Origin of the sequence: Amnibacterium endophyticum (genome assembly GCF_042680685.1) — a bacterium.
GTDB lineage: Bacteria > Actinomycetota > Actinomycetes > Actinomycetales > Microbacteriaceae > Amnibacterium > Amnibacterium endophyticum.
Window position 1 is genome coordinate 27,957 of record NZ_JBHUEA010000011.1, and the last position, 20,141, is coordinate 48,097.

17 protein-coding genes are annotated in these 20,141 nt (G+C 72.7%); 9 read left to right on the top strand and 8 right to left on the bottom strand.

What is annotated here, in order from left to right; genetic code table 11:
- Nucleotides 1-22: 22 nt before the first annotated feature.
- From ACFSBI_RS08510 to ACFSBI_RS08525, 4 genes are all read right to left on the bottom strand, one after another.
- The gene (locus ACFSBI_RS08510; protein WP_377933961.1) at nucleotides 23-925 is read right to left on the bottom strand and encodes an aldose 1-epimerase family protein; all 903 of its coding nucleotides are present in this window, start codon (nucleotides 923-925) and stop codon (nucleotides 23-25) included.
- The gene (locus ACFSBI_RS08515; protein WP_377933963.1) at nucleotides 922-2,169 is read right to left on the bottom strand and encodes an FAD-binding protein; all 1,248 of its coding nucleotides are present in this window, start codon (nucleotides 2,167-2,169) and stop codon (nucleotides 922-924) included. The genes ACFSBI_RS08510 and ACFSBI_RS08515 overlap by 4 nt, the downstream gene beginning before the upstream one ends.
- A gap of 77 nt (nucleotides 2,170-2,246) precedes the next feature.
- The gene (locus tag ACFSBI_RS08520) at nucleotides 2,247-3,425 is read right to left on the bottom strand and encodes an ROK family protein (RefSeq protein ID WP_377933965.1); all 1,179 of its coding nucleotides are present in this window, start codon (nucleotides 3,423-3,425) and stop codon (nucleotides 2,247-2,249) included.
- A 42-nt stretch (nucleotides 3,426-3,467) separates the two neighbouring features.
- Nucleotides 3,468-4,640, bottom strand: coding sequence for a mandelate racemase/muconate lactonizing enzyme family protein (locus ACFSBI_RS08525; protein ID WP_377933967.1), 1,173 nt, complete (start codon nucleotides 4,638-4,640; stop codon nucleotides 3,468-3,470).
- A 165-nt stretch (nucleotides 4,641-4,805) separates the two neighbouring features.
- Between ACFSBI_RS08525 and ACFSBI_RS08530 the strand changes: the two genes are divergently transcribed.
- The 8 genes from ACFSBI_RS08530 to ACFSBI_RS08565 all read left to right on the top strand — a co-directional run bounded on the left by ACFSBI_RS08530 (nucleotide 4,806) and on the right by ACFSBI_RS08565 (nucleotide 14,334).
- Nucleotides 4,806-5,861 (top strand): LacI family DNA-binding transcriptional regulator, encoded by a 1,056-nt coding sequence (locus ACFSBI_RS08530; protein ID WP_377933969.1) that lies wholly within the window; start codon nucleotides 4,806-4,808, stop codon nucleotides 5,859-5,861.
- A 163-nt stretch (nucleotides 5,862-6,024) separates the two neighbouring features.
- The gene (locus ACFSBI_RS08535) at nucleotides 6,025-7,350 is read left to right on the top strand and encodes an ABC transporter substrate-binding protein (protein WP_377933971.1); all 1,326 of its coding nucleotides are present in this window, start codon (nucleotides 6,025-6,027) and stop codon (nucleotides 7,348-7,350) included.
- A gap of 89 nt (nucleotides 7,351-7,439) precedes the next feature.
- Nucleotides 7,440-8,414, top strand: coding sequence for a carbohydrate ABC transporter permease (locus ACFSBI_RS08540; protein ID WP_377933973.1), 975 nt, complete (start codon nucleotides 7,440-7,442; stop codon nucleotides 8,412-8,414).
- Nucleotides 8,411-9,292, top strand: coding sequence for a carbohydrate ABC transporter permease (locus ACFSBI_RS08545; RefSeq protein ID WP_377933975.1), 882 nt, complete (start codon nucleotides 8,411-8,413; stop codon nucleotides 9,290-9,292). The genes ACFSBI_RS08540 and ACFSBI_RS08545 overlap by 4 nt, the downstream gene beginning before the upstream one ends.
- Nucleotides 9,293-9,408: 116 nt before the next feature.
- Nucleotides 9,409-11,439 (top strand): GMC family oxidoreductase N-terminal domain-containing protein, encoded by a 2,031-nt coding sequence (locus ACFSBI_RS08550; protein WP_377933977.1) that lies wholly within the window; start codon nucleotides 9,409-9,411, stop codon nucleotides 11,437-11,439.
- Nucleotides 11,436-12,146 carry a ThuA domain-containing protein gene (locus ACFSBI_RS08555; RefSeq protein WP_377933978.1) on the top strand — a complete coding sequence of 237 codons (711 nt, stop codon included), beginning with the start codon at nucleotides 11,436-11,438 and terminating at the stop codon, nucleotides 12,144-12,146. The genes ACFSBI_RS08550 and ACFSBI_RS08555 overlap by 4 nt, the downstream gene beginning before the upstream one ends.
- 29 nt (nucleotides 12,147-12,175) lie before the next feature.
- Nucleotides 12,176-13,180 carry a sugar phosphate isomerase/epimerase family protein gene (locus ACFSBI_RS08560; RefSeq protein ID WP_377933980.1) on the top strand — a complete coding sequence of 335 codons (1,005 nt, stop codon included), beginning with the start codon at nucleotides 12,176-12,178 and terminating at the stop codon, nucleotides 13,178-13,180.
- A complete protein-coding gene (locus ACFSBI_RS08565; protein WP_377933982.1) occupies nucleotides 13,177-14,334 on the top strand; it encodes a Gfo/Idh/MocA family protein in 1,158 nt (385 codons plus the stop codon). Before ACFSBI_RS08560 ends, ACFSBI_RS08565 begins: the two co-directional genes overlap by 4 nt.
- Before the next feature lie 246 nt (nucleotides 14,335-14,580).
- On the opposite strand, the gene ACFSBI_RS08570 is transcribed toward ACFSBI_RS08565, so the two are convergent.
- From ACFSBI_RS08570 to ACFSBI_RS08585, 4 genes are all read right to left on the bottom strand, one after another.
- Complete coding sequence (locus ACFSBI_RS08570; protein WP_377933984.1) at nucleotides 14,581-15,678, bottom strand: Gfo/Idh/MocA family protein; 1,098 nt, start codon at nucleotides 15,676-15,678, stop codon at nucleotides 14,581-14,583.
- Nucleotides 15,675-16,814 (bottom strand): Gfo/Idh/MocA family protein, encoded by a 1,140-nt coding sequence (locus tag ACFSBI_RS08575; protein WP_377933986.1) that lies wholly within the window; start codon nucleotides 16,812-16,814, stop codon nucleotides 15,675-15,677. The genes ACFSBI_RS08570 and ACFSBI_RS08575 overlap by 4 nt, the downstream gene beginning before the upstream one ends.
- Entirely contained in the window at nucleotides 16,814-17,584 is a 771-nt protein-coding gene (locus ACFSBI_RS08580; RefSeq protein ID WP_377933988.1) for a sugar phosphate isomerase/epimerase family protein, read from the bottom strand. The genes ACFSBI_RS08575 and ACFSBI_RS08580 overlap by 1 nt, the downstream gene beginning before the upstream one ends.
- A 73-nt stretch (nucleotides 17,585-17,657) precedes the next feature.
- Nucleotides 17,658-18,677, bottom strand: a complete 1,020-nt coding sequence (locus tag ACFSBI_RS08585) for a LacI family DNA-binding transcriptional regulator (protein WP_377933990.1) — start codon at nucleotides 18,675-18,677, stop codon at nucleotides 17,658-17,660.
- A gap of 157 nt (nucleotides 18,678-18,834) precedes the next feature.
- Between ACFSBI_RS08585 and ACFSBI_RS08590 the strand changes: the two genes are divergently transcribed.
- Nucleotides 18,835-20,133 (top strand): extracellular solute-binding protein, encoded by a 1,299-nt coding sequence (locus ACFSBI_RS08590; protein ID WP_377933992.1) that lies wholly within the window; start codon nucleotides 18,835-18,837, stop codon nucleotides 20,131-20,133.
- Nucleotides 20,134-20,141: the final 8 nt, after the last annotated feature.

Here is a 20,141-nt window from a genome sequence, read left to right on the forward strand (position 1 = left end):
TCGGTCCGGGGCGGGGCGCGGGTCAGACGGCCGCGATCGTCCAGCCCGCGGTGTGCGCCGCGCCGGGCTCGAGCACGACGAGGTCCGTGCCGCTGTTGAACGCGTCGGGCGGGCAGGTCATCGGCTCGACCGCGAGGCCGGCCCGGTTCCAGTCCGGCTCCGGTCGGTCCCCCGTGTGCACCTGCACCCAGGGCGCGACGGCCGGGTCCCAGGTCATCCGCACGCCGCGGCCGTCGGCGGCCGTCAGCGTCACGACGCCGTCGAGCCCCGTGAAGGCGTGGTCGACGAAGCGGTCGCCGATCGTCCGCGGCTCGGCGAAGTCGAACGGGCCGCCGGCGACGTCCGCGAGGCCCTGCGGGATCAGCCGCTCGGGGTCGACCTCGAGCACCCGGCCGGCGCGGAGGCCGAGGGTCCAGTCGTCGACGCGCCCCGGCCCGGCGACCAGGTACGGGTGCGCGCTCGTGCCGTACGGCGCGGCGCTCGGCCCCGTGTTCGTCGCGGTGATGCGCGTGGCGAGGCCGTCGTCGTCGAGGACGTACTCGACCTGGATCCGCAGCCGGTGCGGGTAGCCGGCCTGCGCCGGCACCTCCGCCTCGAGCAGCACGCGGTCGTGGTGCCGGTCGACGACGCGGTAGTCGGTCCAGCAGCCGAGGCCGTGCAGGGCGTGACCGCGCTCCGGCTCCGTCAGCGCGAGCTGCTGCTGCTCGCCGTCGAAGGCGTAGCGCCCGTCGACGACGCGGTTCGGCCACGGCACGAGCACGACGCCGCGGTACAGCGGCCGCACCTCGTCCTCCGCGAAGGGGACGACGAGGTCGCGGCCGCCGGACGCGAGCCGCCGCAGGGAGGCGCCGACCGTCGCGACGTCGGCGGCGTAGTCGCCGTGGCGCAGCGCGACCTGCGCGCCGCTGAGGGGCAGCCCGCTCACGCCGAGGCCCCGAGCAGGGCGGCGGTGTGCGGCCCGACGAACTTCCGGTCCGGGTCGACCCGCGCGACGAGCTCGCGGAAGTCGCCGAATCGCGGGTACTGCGCGACGACCTGCTCGGGCGGCACCGTGTGCACCTTGCCCCAGTGGGGCCGCGGCGCGAAGGGCCCCAGCGCCGCCTCGATCCGCGGCGTGAGTGCGACGACCGCCTCCGGCTCGTTCTTGAACGTGAAGTGGATCGCCATCGACTCCCGGCGCGCCGCGGGGCTGAGCCACAGGTCGTCGGCCGCGATGGTCCGCAGCTCGGTGATGAGCAGGTGCGGCGTGATGTCGGAGGCGAGCTCGCGGACGGCCGACAGCGCGGCGGCCGCATCGGCCCGGTCGATGAAGTACTCCGTCTGGATCTCGTCGCCGCTGCTCGGGGTCGAGTCGATCCGGAAGTGGGGCAGGCTCGCCGACCAGGCGCCGGCGACGCCCTGCTGCGTCGTGTTGTCGTCCGGACCCTCGATGATCATGAGCGTGCCCGACGGGTTCCGGGGCGCGCCCGCGAGCTCGTCCGGCACCTGCTCGTCCGCGGTCGCGACCTTCCGCTTCACCCAGACCTGGCCGATCGTGTCGCCGGACCAGTCGGTGAAGACGCTGACGCTGTACCCGGCGCCCGTGACGGCCGGCACGTCGGCGAGCAGCGCGTCCCAGCGCATGCCGGTGTAGACGTCCTGCCGCACGAGGAAGGTCGGCTGGATCGCGAGCTCGACGCGCGCGACGACCCCGAGCAGGCCGAGCGCGACGACGGAGCCCGGGAAGTCGGCGTCGCCGTGCCGCACCCAGCGCAGCGCGCCGTCCGGCCCGACGATCTGCAGCCCGCGCACCGCGGTGGACAGGTTCCCGTTCAGGTCGCCCGAGCCGTGGGTGCCGGTCGCGATCGCCCCGCCGACGGAGATGTGCGGCAGCGAGCCCATGTTGTGCAGCGCCCAGCCCTCGTCCTCGAGGAATGTCGCGACGGCCGCGTACCGCGTGCCCGCGCCCAGGGCCACGACGCCGCGATCGGCGTCGATCGCGAAGCCGGGGTCGATGCCCGTCGCGGTGACGAGCGCCCCGTCGGTGTCCGCGAGGTCGTTGAAGGAGTGCCGGGTGCCGAGCGCCCGGATCCGCCGGTGCGACGCCACGACCTCCTGCAGCTCCTCCACGGTGGCCGGCGAGATCACCTCGCCCGCCCGGTACTCGTAGGTGCCTGACCAGTTGCGCATCTCGGTCCTCCTCGTCCGCCCGCCCCATCCTGCCGTCTCGAGGGGGTGCGGCAGGACGCGGCCGGTCGCGCCGCGACTCAGGAGCGGTAGGCGGCGGGGTCGTCGAGCAGGGGCGCGAAGGCGAGCTCGGCGGCCCCGATCACGAGGATGCCCGAGCCGAGCTCGCCCCGCCGCAGCTCCACGCGGTCGCCGACGCCCGGCAGCGCCGTGCCCGCGACGAGCTGCTCGATCCGGTGCCCGGCCACCGCCGCGAGGGCCGACAGCGAGCCGCCCAGCACGACCCGCGCGGGGTTCAGCACGACGACCGTGTTCGCGATCGCGACGGCCAGCGCGGCCGCCTGCCGCTCGACCTCCGCGGCCACCGCCGGCTCCTCGGCGGCGGCGAGGAGCGCCGCCTCGAGCTCGTCCGGCCCCGCGTCGTCGAGCCCCAGCACGTCGAGGAGCGCCGAGCGGCGCACCAGCGCCTCCAGCGTGCCGGGCACGCCGAGCGTGTCCCGCTCGCCGGCGCCGCCGATGACCGCGTGCCCGAACTCGCCCGCGTGCCCGCTCGATCCGGTGAGCGGACGGCCGCCCGCGACGATGCCCCCGCCGATGCCGCTCGCGCCGCCGTTCAGGTAGACGAGGTCCTCGACGCCGCGGCCCGCGCCGAAGAGCCACTCCGCGCGGACGCCGAGCGCGGCGTCGTTCGCGATCGCGACCGGCACGTCGAGCGCGTGCTCGAGCAGCGCGGCGAGCGGCACGTCCCGCCACCCGAGGTGCGGGGCGAGCCGGACGACGCCGTCGGCCGTGGCGACCACCCCCGGCACCGCCACCCCCGCCCCGAGCGGGTCGCGGTCGGGATGCGCCGCGAGCAGCCGAGCCGCGGAGTCGCCGGCCGCGCGGACCGCGTCGTCGACCCCCGGCGGGCTCGTGAACGGCGTGCGCTCGACCGCGAGGACGCGGCCGCCGAGGCGCACGAGCGCTGTGGTGACGGCGTCGACCTCCGGGTTCACGGCGATCGCGACCGGCCGCTCCCCCGTCCGCACGAGCGGGCTCGGCCGTCCGACCTGGCCGAGCGGCGCCGCCTCGTCCTCCACGACGAGGCCGCGCTCGGCGAGCTCGGCCACCAGGGCGCCGACGGTCGAGCGGTTGAGGCCGCTGGTGCGGGTCAGCTCGCTGCGGGTGGCGGGCGCCGCGTGCACGCGGCGCAGCAGCAGCGCGAGGTTGCGGCGACGCCCCGAGGCGCCCAGCGCGAGCGGGGCGTCGAGGCGGGTCACGGCGTCAGTGTAGGAAAGCCGCTCCCCGCGGCCGCTCCCCCGTCACGCCCGGTGGAAGTAGCTCCGCGCGTCCGGCGGTCGGATGTCGGCGACCGCGTCGTCGAAGATCCGCATCGGGTGCGGGACGTAGGGGTGCTCCGCGATGGCCTCGAGGTCGAGCTCGACGCCGAGCCCCGGGCCCTCCGGGATCATCACGTCGCCCTCGGCCGTCAGCACGAGGTGCTCGTCGGAGATGTCGGCGCGCCACGGCACGTCGACCGCCATGATCTCGAGGTACCGGAAGTCCGCCGCCGCCGCCCCGAGCTGCAGGGTCGCCGCGGTGCTGAGCGGGCCGCTCGGGTTGTGCGGCGCGAACGGCACGGAGTGCGCCGAGGCGAGCGTCGCGATGAACGCGAGCTCCGACAGGCCGCCGGCATGGGTCACGTCGGGCTGCACGTAGTCGACCGCGCCGCGGGCGAGCAGCGGCACGAAGGCGTCGCGGCCGAACAGCCGCTCCCCCGCGGCGATCGCGATCGGCGACCGCGACCGCACCTCGGCGAGCGCGTCGAGGCCGAGCGGCGGCGTCGGCTCCTCGAGGAAGACGATGCCGTGGGGCTCGAGCGCGCGGGCGACGCGGATCGCGGTGGGCACGTCGAACCGGCCGTGCGCGTCGATGAACAGCTCGACGTCGTCGCCGACCGCCTCGCGGACGGCCGCGACCGGCTCGAGCATGCGGGCGAGGTCCCGCGGCGCGAGCGTCTGGTCCGCCGCCTCGAACGGGTCCCACTTGAGGCCCCGGAAGCCCTGGTCGACGGTGCGGAGGGCGGCGGCCGCGAAGTCCTCGGGCGTCCTCGCCCCCGAGAACCAGCCGTTCGCATAGGCGCGCACCCGGTCCCTGCCCCGGCCGCCGAGCAGGCGGTGCACGGGCACGCCGAGGGCCCGGGCGGACACGTCCCACATCGCGGTCTCGAGCGCGGAGAGCGCCGTCATCGTCACGGGCCCGCCGCGCCAGTAGGCGTCCCGGCCCAGCTCGTAGACCGTGCGCGTGATCCGCGTCGGGTCGAGCCCGACGACCTTCTCGGCGAGCAGGCGCAGGGCGCCGAGGACCGCGTGCTCCTGGCCCTCGAGGGTCGCCTCGGCGACGCCGGTCACGCCCTCGTCGGTGCGGAGCACGACGAGCACGAGGTTCGTCCGGTAGAAGTCGACGACGATCGTCTCGAGGGCGCTGATCCGCACGGGGGTCCTTCCTCAGCGGGCCGGCCGGACGGCCGGTCCCGCCCTCATCCTCACCCCTCGCCGGACGGCCGGGGTGGAACGGGGGTCTTGTCGAGCCCCGAAAGTTTCGACAGGATGCCCGAACGATCCGACGGCGGATCGGGGCCGAGGGGCGGAGCACACCGGATGAGCGACGACGACGGGGGGCGCGGCTCCAGGACGACCCTCGCGATGGTCGCGGGCGAGGCGGGGGTCTCGCTCTCCACGATCTCGAAGGTGCTGAACGGGCACGCGGACGTCGCGGCCGGCACCCGGCAGCGCGTCGAGCTGCTGCTCGACGCCCACGACTACCGGCGCCGCGGCACGGTCGCCAAGGGCTCGACCCTGCTCGAGCTCGTGTTCTCGGACCTCGCCAACCCGTGGGGCGCCGAGATCCTCACCGGAGTGCAGGGCGTCGCCCACCCGGAGGGGATGAGCGTCGTGCTGTCGCCGAGCGGCGAGCACCACGCGCCGACCCCGGACTGGCTCTCGGGCGTGCTGCGGCGGCGCCCGGCGGGCGTGCTGCTCGTGTCGACCGACCCGTCCGGGCAGATGCGGGAGCGCCTGACGTCGCGGAGCATCCCCTACGCGGTCATCGACCCCGCCGGCGAGCTGCCGCCCGGCGTGGCCTCCGTCGGCTCGACGAACTGGGCGGGCGGCTTCGCCGCCACACGGCACCTGATCGAGCTGGGCCACACCCGGATCGCCGCGATCAGCGGCCATGCGCACATGCTCTGCTCGTGGGCGCGCCTCGACGGCTTCCGCTCCGCGATGGGCTCCGCGGGCCTCCGGGTGCGCGACGACGAGGTGCACATGGGCGACTTCCTCGTCAGCGGCGGACGCGTCGCGGCAGCGAGGCTGCTCGGCACCGACGACCGGCCGACCGCGATCTTCGCGGGCAACGACCTGCAGGCGCTCGGCGTGATCGAGGTCGCGGCGGAGCTCGGGCTGCGCGTCCCCGAGGACCTCTCGGTCGTCGGCTACGACGACACGAACGTCGCGGTCTGGGCCAGGCCGCGCCTCACGACGGTGCACCAGCCGATCCGCCTGATGGCGGCCGAGGCGGCGCGCATCGTGCTCCGCCTGGCCGCGGGCGAGTCGACCGAGCGCCCCCGCCTCGAGCTCGCCACCCACCTCGTCGTCCGGGACAGCACGGCACCGCCGCACGGCGCGCACGACGGGGCCGTGATGCGATCGAGATGAAGACGCGCGGAAGTTTTCGTTGACATCGTGGCGACCCGCAACAAAACTGACCCCCGCCGACGGCGCATCCGTGCTCCGGCGGCGCTACCAAGCACAGCAAGTTCAACGAGGAACGACGACGCCATCACTGGGCACGAGCCCGGCGTCGGAGAGGACATCGACGATGACGACTCTTCCTTCCGGTTCCGGCTTCACCCGCCGGACCCTGCTCGGCGCCGGCGTCAGCGCCGCCGCGGTCGGCCTGCTGGCCGCCTGCAGCGGAGGCTCCGGCGGCAACAGCGGCAGCGGTGGCGGCGACGCCTCCAAGCCGCTGAAGTTCTGGAACATGCCGTGGGGCGCCCCGGCGTTCCTCACCGAGGACAAGCGGATCACCGCGGCCTACCAGCCGAAGGACGGCTTCGGGAAGGCCCAGTACCAGCAGATCCAGTGGGCCAACTTCATCCAGTCGTTCTCGACCGCGGTCGCGGCGAACAACGGCCCCGCCGTCAGCTCCGGCGGCGGCACCCAGGCGTTCCTCTTCGCGAGCCAGGACAAGATCGCGTACGCGGACAACCTGCTCGACTCGTGGAAGAGCAACGGGATCTACGACGACTTCCTGCCGGGCGTCGTCGACACCCTGAAGACGGACAAGGGCTACGCGGCCGTCCCCTACAACCTCGACATGCGCCTCGTCTGGTACAACCAGGCGCTGCTCGACCAGGCCGGCGCCGACGTGCCGACCGACTGGGACTCCTACGAGGAGATGTGCCGCAAGCTGAAGAAGATCGGCGTCTACGGCTACGGCACCCGCTCGGGCGCCGGCGCCTTCACCGGCTTCCACCAGATGGTCGCGCACATGATCAACAACGGCGGCGGTCTCTTCAACTCCGACCAGGAGCCGGACGTCGTCACCGAGCCGAACATCCAGGCGATCGAGTGGGTGCTCGGGATGGTGAAGAACGGGTACTCCGACCCGCGCGCCGCCACCTACACGAGCGACAACTTCTACTCGCAGGTCAGCGCGAAGAAGTTCGGCGGCGCGTGGGACGGCGCCGGCCTCAAGCCGAACGTGGACGCGGCCGTCGCCAAGGACATGATCGTGGGCGACCCGCTGACGGGCCCGAGCGGCGACAAGGGCGCGCTCTACTTCCCGAACAACATCATGATGTACAAGAACACCCCGAGCCAGGAGGCCTCGGAGGCGTTCCTCACGTACTACTACAAGAACATGGCGCCGCTCTGGACCAAGAACACCGGCATCGGCCTGCCCGTGCTCAAGTCCATCGCGAACGCCGCGTACAAGGACGACCCCGACGCGACGAAGATCCTGAACGTCTGGCAGCCGATCTCGAAGACGTGGGGCGCCCCCGGGCAGAACACCGTCTTCCTGAACGTCACGAAGGTCGACGGCACGCAGCCGACGATCAACTTCGCGCAGTCGGTGCTGGGCGGCAACGTCACGGCGAAGGGTGCGCTCGAGACCCTGCAGAAGGCGCTCGAGTCCGCCTGATCCGTTGAACCGTCCCAACTCGATCCGGGTGGCGGGGGCCGCGCACGCGGCCCCCGCCATCCGGCGTGTCCGTTGAAGGAGAGTCCTCGATGACGACCGACACCCTTCCCGAGCGACTCGAACGGGCCAGACGGGGCGTGGCCCCCGGCGGCCGCGGCACCGCTCCCCGCCAGAAGCGCTCGGGCTCCCCGCTCGCCCGAGCGGGGCTGACGCTGACGCTCTTCGCGCTGCCGTCACTGATCCTGCTCGTCCTGCTCAACATCTTCCCGGTCGTCTACTCGTTCCTGCAGTCGCTGCAGCAGGGCACGCCGTCGACGCTGCCGTGGGAGACGCCGTTCGTCGGCTTCCAGAACTACATCGACGTCCTCACGTCGACGCAGTTCCGCGACTCGGCGATCTTCACCCTGATCTTCACAGTGACCGGCGTCTTCGGCTCATGGATCATCGGGCTCGGGCTGGCGCTGCTGCTGCGCACGAAGATCCCCGGCGGCGCCGTCTTCAAGGTGCTGCTGCTGCTGCCCTGGATCGTGCCGGTCGTGGTCTCGTCCACGAGCTGGAACTGGCTGGTCGCGACGCCGCAGTCGCCCATCCCGGTCATCCTCGGCAACTTCGGGCTCGGGGATGTGAACTTCCTCGGCGACCCGGTGCTGGCGCAGGTCGTGGTCTGCACCTTCAAGGTCTGGATCAGCTTCCCCTTCATGATGATGATGATGTCCAGCGCCCTCGCGAGCGTCGACGTCAACGTCTACGAGGCGGCGAAGATGGACGGGGCGACCCCGTGGCAGGCCTTCACCGGCGTCACGCTGCCGATCATCTCGAGGACCACCTACATCTCGTGGGTGCTCATGACGATCTTCTGCGTCAACGACTTCCCGACGATCTTCCTGCTCACGCAGGGCGGTCCCGTGGGCGCGACCTCGTCCCTGATCGTCCGCGCGTACCAGTACGCGTTCCAGAACCTGCAGACCGGGCCCGCGACCGCCATCGCGTTCATGATGACCGCCGTCCTCGTGATCGTCTCGACGGTGCTCTACCGGCAGATCCAGAAGGCGAACATCGAATGACTCAGGCAATCGCAACCGGCGGCGCCACCCGGGCGACGCTCGGCCAGGTCAGACGCCGCAGCATGAAGGAGCGGGACGCGAAGGGCCAGTGGTGGCGCTTCGCCCTGATCCTGGTGGTGACCGCGATCGTGATCATCCCGATCGTCGCGGTCGCGTGGCTGTCGATCCAGCCCGGGCAGGGCAGCACCCAGACCGGGCTGACGCTGGAGAACTTCCAGCGGATCTTCACCGGCAGCGACGTGCTGCTCTGGCTCGGCAACAGCCTGATCGTCGCGCTGGTGACCGTCGTCGTGGCGGTCGCGATCGCGGCGCCCGCCGGCTACGTGCTGTCGCGCCTCAGGAACCGGCTCGTGTCGGGGTACTCCCTGATCCTGTTCGTCGTGCAGGCGCTGCCGGTGGTGACCGCGGTCATCCCGCTGTTCATCACCTTCTCGGTGCTGGGCCTGATCAACACGCTGCAGGGCGTCGCGATCATCTACATCGGCTCGAGCATGTCGGTGGCGATCTGGATGATGGCGGCCTACTTCGACTCCATCCCGATCTCCCTCGAGGAGGCCGCGTGGATGGACGGCGCGAGCGTCTTCGGCGGGTTCCGCCGGATCGTGCTGCGCAACTCGCTGCCGGGCATCCTGTCGACCGCGATCTTCACGTTCCTGCTCGCCTGGAACGACTACCTGATCGCACTGCTGTTCCTGCAGGACTCCTCGAAGTACACCCTGCCGATCGGTGTGAACACCTTCTTCCAGCAGTTCTCGACGGACTGGGGCTCGGTCATGGCCGTCGCCATGGTCATGATGCTGCCGCCGGTGATCGTGTTCGCCTTCCTGAACCGGTACTTCAGCGTCGGCGGCATCGGCGGTTCGCTGGCCGGCCGCTGACCGCCCGCGGGTCCGCACCTCGTGCGGACCCGCTCCAGGCCGACACGTCGCGGGATCGGCTCGATCCCGCGACGTGTCGGCCTGTTTCCCTTGATCGGCCCTCGTCAGGAGCACCCGTGCACGTCCCGAGCTCGATCCGCGCGGCGGTGGACCGCGTCGTCCCCGCCGACGACCGCCCCGGCGGCTGGGACGGCGGAGTCGCCGCCTACCTCGCCGACTCCCCCGACCTCGGCTGGGCCGAACCCGCGCTGGCCCGGCTCGCCGAGCGGCTGGACGCCCTCGCGGGCGAGCGGCCCTTCGCCGACCTCGAGCCGGGCCGGCAGGACGAGCTGCTGCGCGGCCTCGAGCACGACGACGACTTCGCGGCGCTGCGCCGCGTCGTCTTCGAGGGCTACTACGCCGCCCGGCAGGACGCGACCCCCGCCGGCCTCGAGCTCGCGGGCTTCCGCGCGGTGCCGGAGGGCGTCACGCCGGTGGAGCCCGACCTCGTGCCGGACGTCGGCTCGCGCGGGGTCCGGCGCTCCTACGACGCGATCGTCATCGGCAGCGGCCCGGGCGGCGGCGTCGCCGCCCAGCTGCTGACGGAGGCGGGCCGCAGCGTCCTCGTCGTCGAGCGCGCCGCCCGGGTGCCGAGCGCGGCGCTGCGCGGCGACCACCTGCGCGGCAAGCGCAACGCCGTCTACCGCCCCACCGCCGGCCCGGGCGCCGGCCACCCGCGCGTCGCGATCCTCCCCGAGGGCGACCGGGTGCTGGACGGCACCGACGACGCCTGGCTGTACGGCCTGAACGCCGACGCGATGGGCGGCGGCACCCGGCTCTGGCAGGGCATGGCCTGGCGGTTCATGCCCGACGACTTCCGCATGCGCTCCGTGTACGGCAACCCGGACGGGGCGAGCCTCGCCGACTGGCCGGTCTCGTACGAGGACATGGAGCCCTACTACTCCCGCGCGGAGCAGGAGCTCGGCGTCGCCGGCGAGGAGGGGGCGCTGACCGCCCGGACGCCGCGCTCTGCCGGCTATCCGATGCCGCCCTTCGGCACGGAGCCCGCGCGCGAGCTGCTGGCGGGTGCCGCGGACCGCCTCGGCTGGGGCTGGGGCCCGATCCCGCTCGCGCTGAACAGCGTGCCGCACGACGGCCGGCCGGCCTGCGTCCGCTGCCCGCAGTGCGTGGGCCACGCCTGCCCCGTGAATGCGAAGAACGGCAGCCACAACACGTTCCTCCCCCGCGCGGCCGCGACCGGGAACCTCGACGTGCTCTACGACGCCGAGGTGGTCGAGGTGCGGGACGGCGCCGACCGGGCCGCGGTCACCGTGATGGCCGACGCCTCCGGGCAGCCGGTCGAGCTCGAGGTCGACGCGGAGGTGGTCGTCGTGGCGGCGGGCGCCGTGGAGACCGCGCGCCTGCTGCTCGCGAGCGGCATCGGCAACGACCACATGGGCCGGCACCTGCACGACCACCGCTTCGTGTCGATGCTCGGGAACGCCGACCACGTGGTGAAGCCCTACGTCGGCCCCGGCCACTCGGTCGCGACGCTCGACCACGTCCACGCGGGCACGATCCCGTGGGGCGGAGGCGTGCTCGTCGACCTGCTGAGCCTGTTCCCGCTGACCTGGGCCGCGAACCCGATGCCGGGCGTGCCGCGCTGGGGCGCCGGGCACAAGGCGTGGATGGCGGGCCCGCGCGCGAACGCCTTCGGCGTCTTCGGCATGGGCCAGGAGATCCCGATGCCGACCTCGCGCGTCACCCTCGCCGATGTCCGCGACCGCTGGGGCCGCCCCGGCGCGGGCCTGCGCAAGCTCGTGCACGCCACCTCGGTCGAGGTGGAGGACGGCATGGCGGCCCGGGGCGAGGAGTGGCTGCTCGAGGCCGGGGTCCGCGACGTGTTCCGGCAGCGGGGCACGGCCACCGCGTCCGCGGCGGGCGAGCACTCGTGCGGCACCGCGAGGATGGGGACGGACCCCGCCGAGAGCGCGACCGACCCGTTCGGCCGCCCGTGGGGGTCGCGCCGCGTCGTCGTGTGCGACTCGTCGCTGCACCCGACCAACGGCAGCGTCAACCCGACGCTGACCATCGTGGCGAACGCGTTCCGCGTCGCCGAGCACCTGGTGGCGACCTGGCCGGCCGCCGCCGCAGGAAGGACCGCATGAGCACCCGCAACGCCCTGATCGTCCGCGGCGGCTGGGACGGGCACATGCCCGTCGAGACGACCGACTCGTTCGTCGGCTTCCTCGAGGACAACGGCTTCGCCGTGACCATCGAGGAGTCGAACGAGGTCTACGCCGACGCGGAGCGCATGGCGGACGTCGACCTCATCGTGCAGGTCGTCACGATGTCCGAGATCTCCAAGGAGGCGCTCGCGGGCCTGATCGCCGCCGTCCGGGCGGGTACGGGCATGGTCGGCTGGCACGGCGGCATCGCGGACTCGTACCGCAACAGCGCCGACTACCTGCAGCTGATCGGCGGCCAGTTCGCGCACCACGCGAACATCGCTCCGCCCGAGCAGCTGAGCGGCGAGCAGTCCGACAACTACCAGGAGTACTCGACCGAGATCACCGAGCTCGGCCGCAGCCACCCCGTCACCGCGGGCGTCGACGACTTCACCCTCACGTCGGAGCAGTACTGGGTGCTGTCCGACGAGTACAACGAGGTGCTGGCGACCACGACGCAGAAGAAGCGCGACTGGGACGCCTGGGACCGCCCCGTCACCTTCCCCGCGGTCTGGACCCGCCACTGGGGCGACGGGCACATCGTCGTGTCGACCGCTGGGCACCGGCTCGAGATCGTGCAGGACCCGTCGGTCCGCAGGATCATCGAGCAGGGCATGCTCTGGGCCGCCCGACCGGCCCAGGACTGAACGACCGCGAGAAAGAGGAGGAGATCGCGATGACGCGACCCGTCACCCTGTTCACCGGCCAGTGGGCCGATCTGCCGTTCGAGGAGGTGGCGCGGATGGCGGGCGAGTGGGGCTACGACGGCCTCGAGATCGCCAGTTGGGGCGACCACCTCGACGTCGTGCGCGCGAGCTCGGATCCCGAGTACGTCGCCGACCGGAAGGCGATCCTCGAGAAGAACGGCCTGCAGACCTGGACCATCTCGAACCACCTGCTCGGGCAGGCGGTCTGCGACTCCCCCATCGACGAGCGGCACCGCGACATCCTGTCCGACCGCGTGTGGGGCGACGGCGACCCCGAGGGCGTGCGGCAGCGCGCGGCCGCCGAGATGATCACGACCGCGAAGGCGGCCAAGGCGATGGGCGTGAAGACGGTCACCGGCTTCACCGGCTCGTCGATCTGGCACGCGGTGGCGATGTTCCCGCCGGCCTCCGACGCGTTCGTGCAGAAGGGGTTCGACGACTTCGTGACGCGCTGGACGCCGATCCTCGATGCGTTCCAGGAGCAGGGCGTGCGGTTCGCGCTCGAGATCCACCCGACCGAGATCGCCTACGACTACTGGACGGCGAAGCGGGCGATGGAGGCGATCGACCACCCGGCGTTCGGCTTCAACTTCGACCCCAGCCACTTCGTCTGGCAGCAGCTGGACCCGTCGATGTTCCTGCAGGACTTCGCGGACAAGATCTTCCACGTCCACTGCAAGGAGTCGGTGACGCACCTCGACGGCCGCAACGGCCGTCTCGGCAGCCACCTGCCCTGGGCCGACCCGCGCCGCGGCTGGGACTTCGTGTCCGTCGGCCACGGCGAGGTGCCGTGGGAGCGCATCTTCCGCACGCTGAACGCGATCGGCTACGACGGCCCGACCTCGGTCGAGTGGGAGGACGCCGGCATGGAGCGCACCGTCGGTGCGCCCGAGGCGCTCGAGATCGTCCGGAAGCTGAACACCATCCAGCCGCCCGCCGCCGCCTTCGACGCGGCCTTCTCCACGAAGGCGTGACCGTGACCGAGACGCTGAACGTCGCCGTCGCCGGCTACGCCTTCATGGGCCGCATCCACACGGCCGGGTGGGCGCAGGCCGCGAAGTTCTTCGGCACCCCCGCCCGCGTCACCCACGTGATCGGGCGCAACGAGGCGAACACGCGGGCCTTCGCGGACGCGTTCGGCATCCCGAACGTGCTCACCGACTGGCGCGACGCGGTCGCCGACCCGGACGTCCACGTCGTGGACGTGTGCACGCCGGGCGACAGCCACGTCGACATCGCGATCGGCGCCCTCGAGGCCGGCAAGCACGTGCTCTGCGAGAAGCCGCTCGCGAACTCGGTCGAAGGCGCGGAGCGCATGGTCGAGGCCGCGGAGGCCGCGAAGCAGCGCGGCGTCCGCTCGATGGTCGGCTTCTCCTACCGCCGCACGCCGGCGCTCGCGTACGCGAAGCGGCTCGTGGACGAGGGACGGATCGGCGACATCCGCCATATCCGCGCCGTCTACCTGCAGGACTGGATCGCGGACCCGGACTTCCCGCTCGTGTGGCGGCTCGACAAGGACGCGGCGGGCTCCGGCGCGCTCGGCGACATCGGCGCGCACATCATCGACCTCGCGACCTTCCTGACCGGCCAGCGCCTCACCGGGCTGACCGGCATCACGGAGACGTTCGTGAAGACCCGGCCGAAGCTCGCGGAGCAGACCGGCGGCCTCACCGCGAAGGGCTCCGAGGAGCGCGGCGAGGTCACGGTCGACGACGCTGCCGTGTGGGTCGGCCGCACCGACGGCGGCGCGCTCGCGACGTTCGAGGCGACCCGGTTCGCGTCCGGCCGGAAGAACGGCATGCGGATCGAGCTGAACGGCTCGAAGGGCTCGCTCGCGTTCGACTTCGAGCGCATGAACGAGCTGGAGTTCCTCGACTTCACCGAGCCGGCGGTGGAGAGCGGCTTCCGCCGCATCCTCGTCACCGAGCCGGAGCATCCCTACACCGGCGCCTGGTGGCCCCCCGGACACGGCCTCGGCTACGAGCACACGTTCACGCACGAGGTGAAGGACTTCACGGACGCGATCGTGGAGGGCCGCGACCCGGAGCCGTCGTTCGCCGACGGCCTCGCGGTGCAGCGGATCCTCACGGCGATCGAGTCGTCGAAGGGCGACTGGGTCTCCCTCTAGGTCCCGCGGATCCGACCCCGCTGGTCGAGGTGGTCTCGAGGCTCGCTGCGCTCGCACCTCGACCAGCGGCGGCCGCTCGCCCGGTCGAGGTGGTCTCGAGGCTCGCTTCGCTCGCACCTCGACCAGCGGAGGCCGCTCCCCGCCCGTCAGGCGGTGGCCGTTCCCCGTCGGTCGAGGTGCGGAGCGCAGCGGAGCCTCGAGACCACCCCCGCGAACCGGGGAGGTCTCGAGGCTCCGTTGCGGCGGCTACCAGGTGTCGGGGGTCGCGCCCTCCGGGACCGCCTCGGGGCGGTCCACCGTCGTCGTGAGCGTGATGACCGCGTGCTCGCTGGAGCTGCGCGGGATCGCGTCCATGATCTCGAGCACGTGCTGCGCGAGCGCTCCGGAGGCGCGGTGCGGCCGACCGGTCGCGATCGCGTGCCCCATGTCGGCGAGGCCGTAGCCGCGGCCCGCGCCCTCGTAGCCCGCGTTCGGCTCGACGGTCCGCCACTCCTGGTCGGACGTCGTCCAGACCTCGACCGGGTCGGCGAACCGGTTCGGGTCGGGCACCGCGATGCTGCCCTCGGTGCCGTGCACCTCGAACAGCGGCATCCGGGTCGCCCAGGTGTCGAACGACATCGAGATGCGGGAGACCGCGCCGGAGGCGTGCTCGAGGATCCCGCTGACCCCGGTGTCGACCGCGACCGGCACGGCCTCGCCGGCGCGCGGGCCGGTGCCGACGGTGCGCTCGCGCGGCGAGCGGATGCTGACGCCGGAGACGCGGACGACCGGGCCGAGCATCGTGACGAGCGCCGTCAGGTAGTACGGCCCCATGTCGAGCAGCGGGCCGCCGCCCGCCTGGTAGTAGAAGAACGGGTTCGGGTGCCAGCGCTCGTGCCCCGGGGCGCTCCAGTGGGCGTCCGCGGTGAGCACCTGACCGATCGCGCCGTCGTCGACGAGCCGCCGGGCGGTCTGGATGCCGGTGCCGAGGACGGTGTCGGGCGCGCTGCCGACGCGGAGCCCGCGCTGCTCCGCGAGCTCGAGCATCGGCGCCGCCTCGTCCGGGCTGAGCGCGAGCGGCTTCTCCGCGTAGACGTGCTTGCCCGACTCGAGGATCCGGGTCCCGACCTCGACGTGCACCGCCGGGATCGTGAGGTTCAGCACCGCGTCGACGTCGTCGGAGGCGAGCAGCTCGTCGACCGTCCGCGCCTCGACCCCCTGCTCCTCGGCCACCTGGGCGGCCCTCGCCATGTCGAGGTCCGCGACCGCGACGAGGCGCAGCCCCGGCAGCGAGGGGAAGGCGTCGAAGTACTGGGCGCTGATCACGCCCACGCCAATCACGCCGATGCGCAGCGGCTCCGTCATGCGAGCGTCCTCTCGGTGGGGTTCCAGTCCGCCGGCAGCGGCGCGGGCGCCGCGACGCGGCTCGACACCTCGACCGCGCGGTGGCTCTCGGACGCTTCCGCCGCGGCGAGCATCACGTCGAGCACGTGCGCGGCGAGCGCCCCGGAGGCGCGCTCCGGCACCCCGTCGCGGATGGCCCGGGCGAGCTCGAGCACGCCGAGTCCGCGCGACTGGGTCGCGCCCTCGGCGGGGATGCGCTCCGGGTCCGGCTTGTTCTGACCCGTGATCCCCTTCCACGACTCGAGCGTCCAGAGCTCGCTGTCGCCCTCGAACATGTTCGGGTCGGGCAGCACGATCGCGCCGGTCGTGCCGGTGATCTCGAAGAAGCCGGCTCGCGGCAGCGCGGACTGGAAGGAGAAGGTGGCCTGCGCCGACCCGCCGCCCTCGAACTCGAGCAGCAGCGCCGAGTGCGTCGGCACGGTCACCTCGAACGTCGTGCCGGCGCGCGGGCCCGACTCGACGACCCGCTCGGGGCGGGCGATGGAGCCGATGGCGGAGACGCGCACGACCGAGCCGAAGACGGTGACGAGCGTCGACAGGTAGTACGGCCCGAGGTCGAGCAGGGGGCCGCCGCCCGCCTGGAACAGGAACTCCGGCGCCGGGTGCCAGCGGTCCGGGCCCGGGTTCAGCACCATCGTCGTGGCGGTCGTCGGCTGGCCGATCCGGCCGTCCGCGATCGCGCGGAAGGCCGTCTGCAGGCCGGCGCCGAGCAGCGTGTCCGGAGCGACGGCGACGCGGAGCCCGGCCTCCTCGGCCGCGTCGAGCACGCGGCGCGCGTCCTCCGCGTTCGTGGCGATCGGCTTCTCGCTCCACACGTGCTTGCCCGCGGCGAGGATCGCGAGGTCCACCTCCGCGTGCACGGACGGCAGCGTGAGGTTCACGACGATGTCGATGCCGTCGTCCGCGAGCAGCTCCTCGACCGAGCCGGAGGCGGGCACGCCGAACTCGTCGGCCCGCGCCTTCGCGCGCTCGAGGTCGATGTCGGCGACGAAGCGCACCTCGAGGTCCGGGAACGTCGTCAGGTTGCCGAGGTACTGGGCGCTGATCACACCGGCGCCGATGACGCCCACGCCGACGCGGCCGGTCGACGCCGCCATCAGTCGGCGCTCCCGGCCTGCTCGGCGCGCTCGTCCGTGGCGAGCACGTAGGCCATGGACTCGGCCAGGCCCTCGAAGACGTCGCCCCGGTACGCGTCGAACTCGAGCACGCGGACCGCGCCCGGCGCGGCGTTCAGCACCGCGGGGATGTCCATCGACCCCTGCCCCGCGGGCAGCTGCGCCTCGGTCTCGCGGGTCCGCGGCCCGTCCTTCACGTGGATGAAGCGGACCCGCTCGCCGAGGTGGGCGAGCACGTCGACGGCGGACGCGCCGCCGACCTCGACCCAGTACGTGTCGACCTCGAGGATCACGGCCGGGTCGAGCTGCGCGGCGAACGCCTCGAGCGCCGGCACGGGGCCCACCGCGTTCTCGAGCTCCCACCAGTGGTTGTGGTAGCCGAAGGTCAGCCCGGCCTCCGCGGCGAGCGCCGCGGTCTCGTTCACCTGCTGCGCGAGCTCGGAGACGCCCGAGGCGCTCGTCCAGCGCTGCGGGTCGGTGGAGGGGTCGATCAGGAAGTCGACGCCGATCTCCTTCGCGGCGTCGAACGCCCGGCGCGGGTCGTCCATCTTCAGCACCGGCGCGTGCGCCGACGGCGCGACGAGACCGGCGGCGTCGAGCGCGGCGCGGTAGTCGGTCGCCCGTTCGACGAAGCCGTAGGGCTCGACGCCCTCGAGGCCGATCTCCCGGATCCGCGCGAGCGAGCCGGGGAGGTCCTCGGCGATCGCGTCTCGGATCGAGTACAGCTGGACGGACAGCGGGCCACGGGGCACGGGGCGCTCCTTCGCGCGAGGGGGACGGGGCTCCCCGCCGCGCGGTGGAGCAGTCCGTCCATCCTGCCACGGCCTATGTTGCGCGCCGCAACAGACCCGGGGGCGGCGCCGTGGTCGCCCGCTCCACGAGCCGGGTGCCGAGCACCTGGTGGCGCTCCTGCGGATCGCGGCCGTCGAGCAGGTCGAGCAGCATCGCGGCGGCCGCCGCACCCATGCGCTGCATCGACTGCTGCACGGTCGTCAGCGGCGGGTCGCTCCTGGCCGCCTCGGGCACGTCGTCGAACCCGATCACCGACAGCGAGTCGGGCACGTCCACGCCCCGCAGCCGCGCGACCTGCAGCGTCGCGAGCGCGGAGAGGTCGTTGGCCGCGAAGATCGCCGTCGGCGGCTCCGGCAGATCGAGCAGGGCGCCCGCGGCCTCGCGGCTCGCCCGCTGCTCGTAGGCGCCGACCCGCACGAGCGCGGGGTCGAACGGGATGCCCGCGTCGTCCAGCGCCCGGCGGTAGCCCGTCTCGCGCAGCGCCGCCGACCGCAGGTCCGCGCGACCGCTGACGAGGCCGATCCGGCGGTGCCCCAGCTCGATCAGCCGGCGCACGGCCATGCGGGCCCCGCCGAAGCTGTCCGCCTCCACCACCGGCAGCCCGGCCGGCCCCTTGCTCGGGTCGATGGCGACGACCGGCACCGTCACCCGCAGGTCGGTCGTCGAGGGGGCCACGACGATCGCGCCGTCCACCAGCGTGCCGCTCAGCCTCGCGAGCGATCTGCGCTCCCAGCCGTCGTGGTCCTCGTTGTACGAGCCGCTGTAGGCGAGCAGGTCGTACTGCGTCGCCTGCATCCCGACGTAGACCCCCTTCAGCACCTCGGTCGCCCAGGGCTCGAAGGCCGCGACGAAGACGCCGATCACCCCCGTGCGGCCGCCGCGGAGGCTGCTCGCGCCGAGGCTCGAGCCGTACCCCAGCTCCTCCGCCGCCTTGAGCACCCGCGCGGCCGTCTCGGGCGCGACGCCGTAGCGGCCGTTGACCGCCTTCGACACCGTCGCGACCGACACGCCGGCGGCCGCCGCGACGTCGGCGATGGTCCGGCGCTTGATCACCCGAGCCAGGCTACCGGGGAGTTTCAACCGTTTTCGAAAACGTTTGACACTCCTCTTTCGACTTCTGATCCTTGTGCGGTCCCGGCCGGGACGACCAGCGGCGGTCACCGTCGCCGCGCGACCCGGTCACCACTCGATGAAGAGAACAGGTGCACCAGTGAGACCACAGCGGATCCTCGCGGCCTCGGCCGTCCTGATCGCCGGCGCGGCGGCGCTGACCGGCTGCAGCGGCGGCTCCGGCGGAGGCGGCGGCGGCGGCAACGGCGACGGCCCCGTGAAGATGACCCTCTGGCAGAACGCCACCACCGGCCCCGGCCTCAAGTTCTGGAAGGACGCGGCGGCGGGCTTCCACAAGGCCAACCCGAACGTCACCATCGACGTGCAGACCGTCCAGAACGAGGACTTCGACGGCAAGCTGCAGACGGCGATGAACTCCGGCAGCGCCCCCGACATCTTCCTGCAGCGCGGCGGCGGCAAGATGCAGGCGATGGTCGACGCCGGCCAGGTGAAGGACATCACCGACGGCGTCGGCCCGGCGAAGCAGGGCATCCCGGACGCCTCCTTCGGCGCGGAGTCGATCGGCGGCAAGATCTACGCGATGCCGCTCTCGGTGCTGCCGAGCGGCATCTGGTACTCGCAGGACCTCTTCAAGAAGGCCGGCATCGACGGCACCCCGTCGACGATGGACGAGCTGGACGCGGACGTCCAGAAGCTGAAGGACGCGGGTGTCGACCCGATCGCCCTCGGCGCGAAGGACGCCTGGCCGGCTGCCCACTGGTACTACAACTTCGCGCTGCGCGAGTGCTCGCCAGCGGTGATGGAGGAGGCCGCGAAGACGAAGACCTTCACCGACCCGTGCTGGCTGAAGGCCGGGCAGGACCTCGCGCGGTTCAACGCGACGAAGCCGTTCAACCAGGGCTTCCTCACCACCGCGGCCCAGCAGGGCGCGGGCAGCTCCGCCGGTCTGCTGGCCAACAAGAAGGCGGCCATGGAGCTGATGGGCGCGTGGGATCCGGGCGTGATCGCCTCCCTCACGCCGGACGAGAAGCCGCTGCCGGACCTCGGCTGGTTCCCGTTCCCCGAGATCAGCGGGGGCAACGGCAAGCCGGGCTCGATCATGGGCGGGGTCGACGGGTACTCGTGCTCGCAGAACTCCCCCGCCCAGTGCGTCGACTTCCTGAACTACCTCGCCACCGAGGACCAGCAGGTCGCGTACTACAAGGCCTTCAACGCGCCGCCCGTCAACACCGAGGCGCAGAAGTCGGTCACCGAGCCGTACCTGAAGGACGTGCTCGCGGCCTACAACAAGGCGCCGTTCGTCTCGCAGTGGCTCGACACCGTCTACGGCCAGAACGTCGGCAACGCGCTGAACGTGTCGGTGGTGAACCTGCTGGCCGGCAAGGGCAGCCCGCAGGGCATCGTCCAGACGACCAACGACGCCGCCAAGAAGGGTTAGGCGGCACC

Excerpts from the sequence above, each read along its gene's own strand:
- ACFSBI_RS08540 (WP_377933973.1), top strand. The coding sequence starts at position 7,440 with ATGACGACCGACACCCTTCCCGAGCGACTCGAACGGGCCAGACGGGGC.
- ACFSBI_RS08515 (WP_377933963.1), bottom strand. The coding sequence starts at position 2,169 with ATGCGCAACTGGTCAGGCACCTACGAGTACCGGGCGGGCGAGGTGATC.
- ACFSBI_RS08575 (WP_377933986.1), bottom strand. The coding sequence starts at position 16,814 with ATGGCGGCGTCGACCGGCCGCGTCGGCGTGGGCGTCATCGGCGCCGGT.
- ACFSBI_RS08555 (WP_377933978.1), top strand. The coding sequence starts at position 11,436 with ATGAGCACCCGCAACGCCCTGATCGTCCGCGGCGGCTGGGACGGGCAC.
- ACFSBI_RS08545 (WP_377933975.1), top strand. The coding sequence starts at position 8,411 with ATGACTCAGGCAATCGCAACCGGCGGCGCCACCCGGGCGACGCTCGGC.
- ACFSBI_RS08570 (WP_377933984.1), bottom strand. The coding sequence starts at position 15,678 with ATGACGGAGCCGCTGCGCATCGGCGTGATTGGCGTGGGCGTGATCAGC.
- ACFSBI_RS08560 (WP_377933980.1), top strand. The coding sequence starts at position 12,176 with ATGACGCGACCCGTCACCCTGTTCACCGGCCAGTGGGCCGATCTGCCG.
- ACFSBI_RS08530 (WP_377933969.1), top strand. The coding sequence starts at position 4,806 with ATGAGCGACGACGACGGGGGGCGCGGCTCCAGGACGACCCTCGCGATG.
- ACFSBI_RS08535 (WP_377933971.1), top strand. The coding sequence starts at position 6,025 with ATGACGACTCTTCCTTCCGGTTCCGGCTTCACCCGCCGGACCCTGCTC.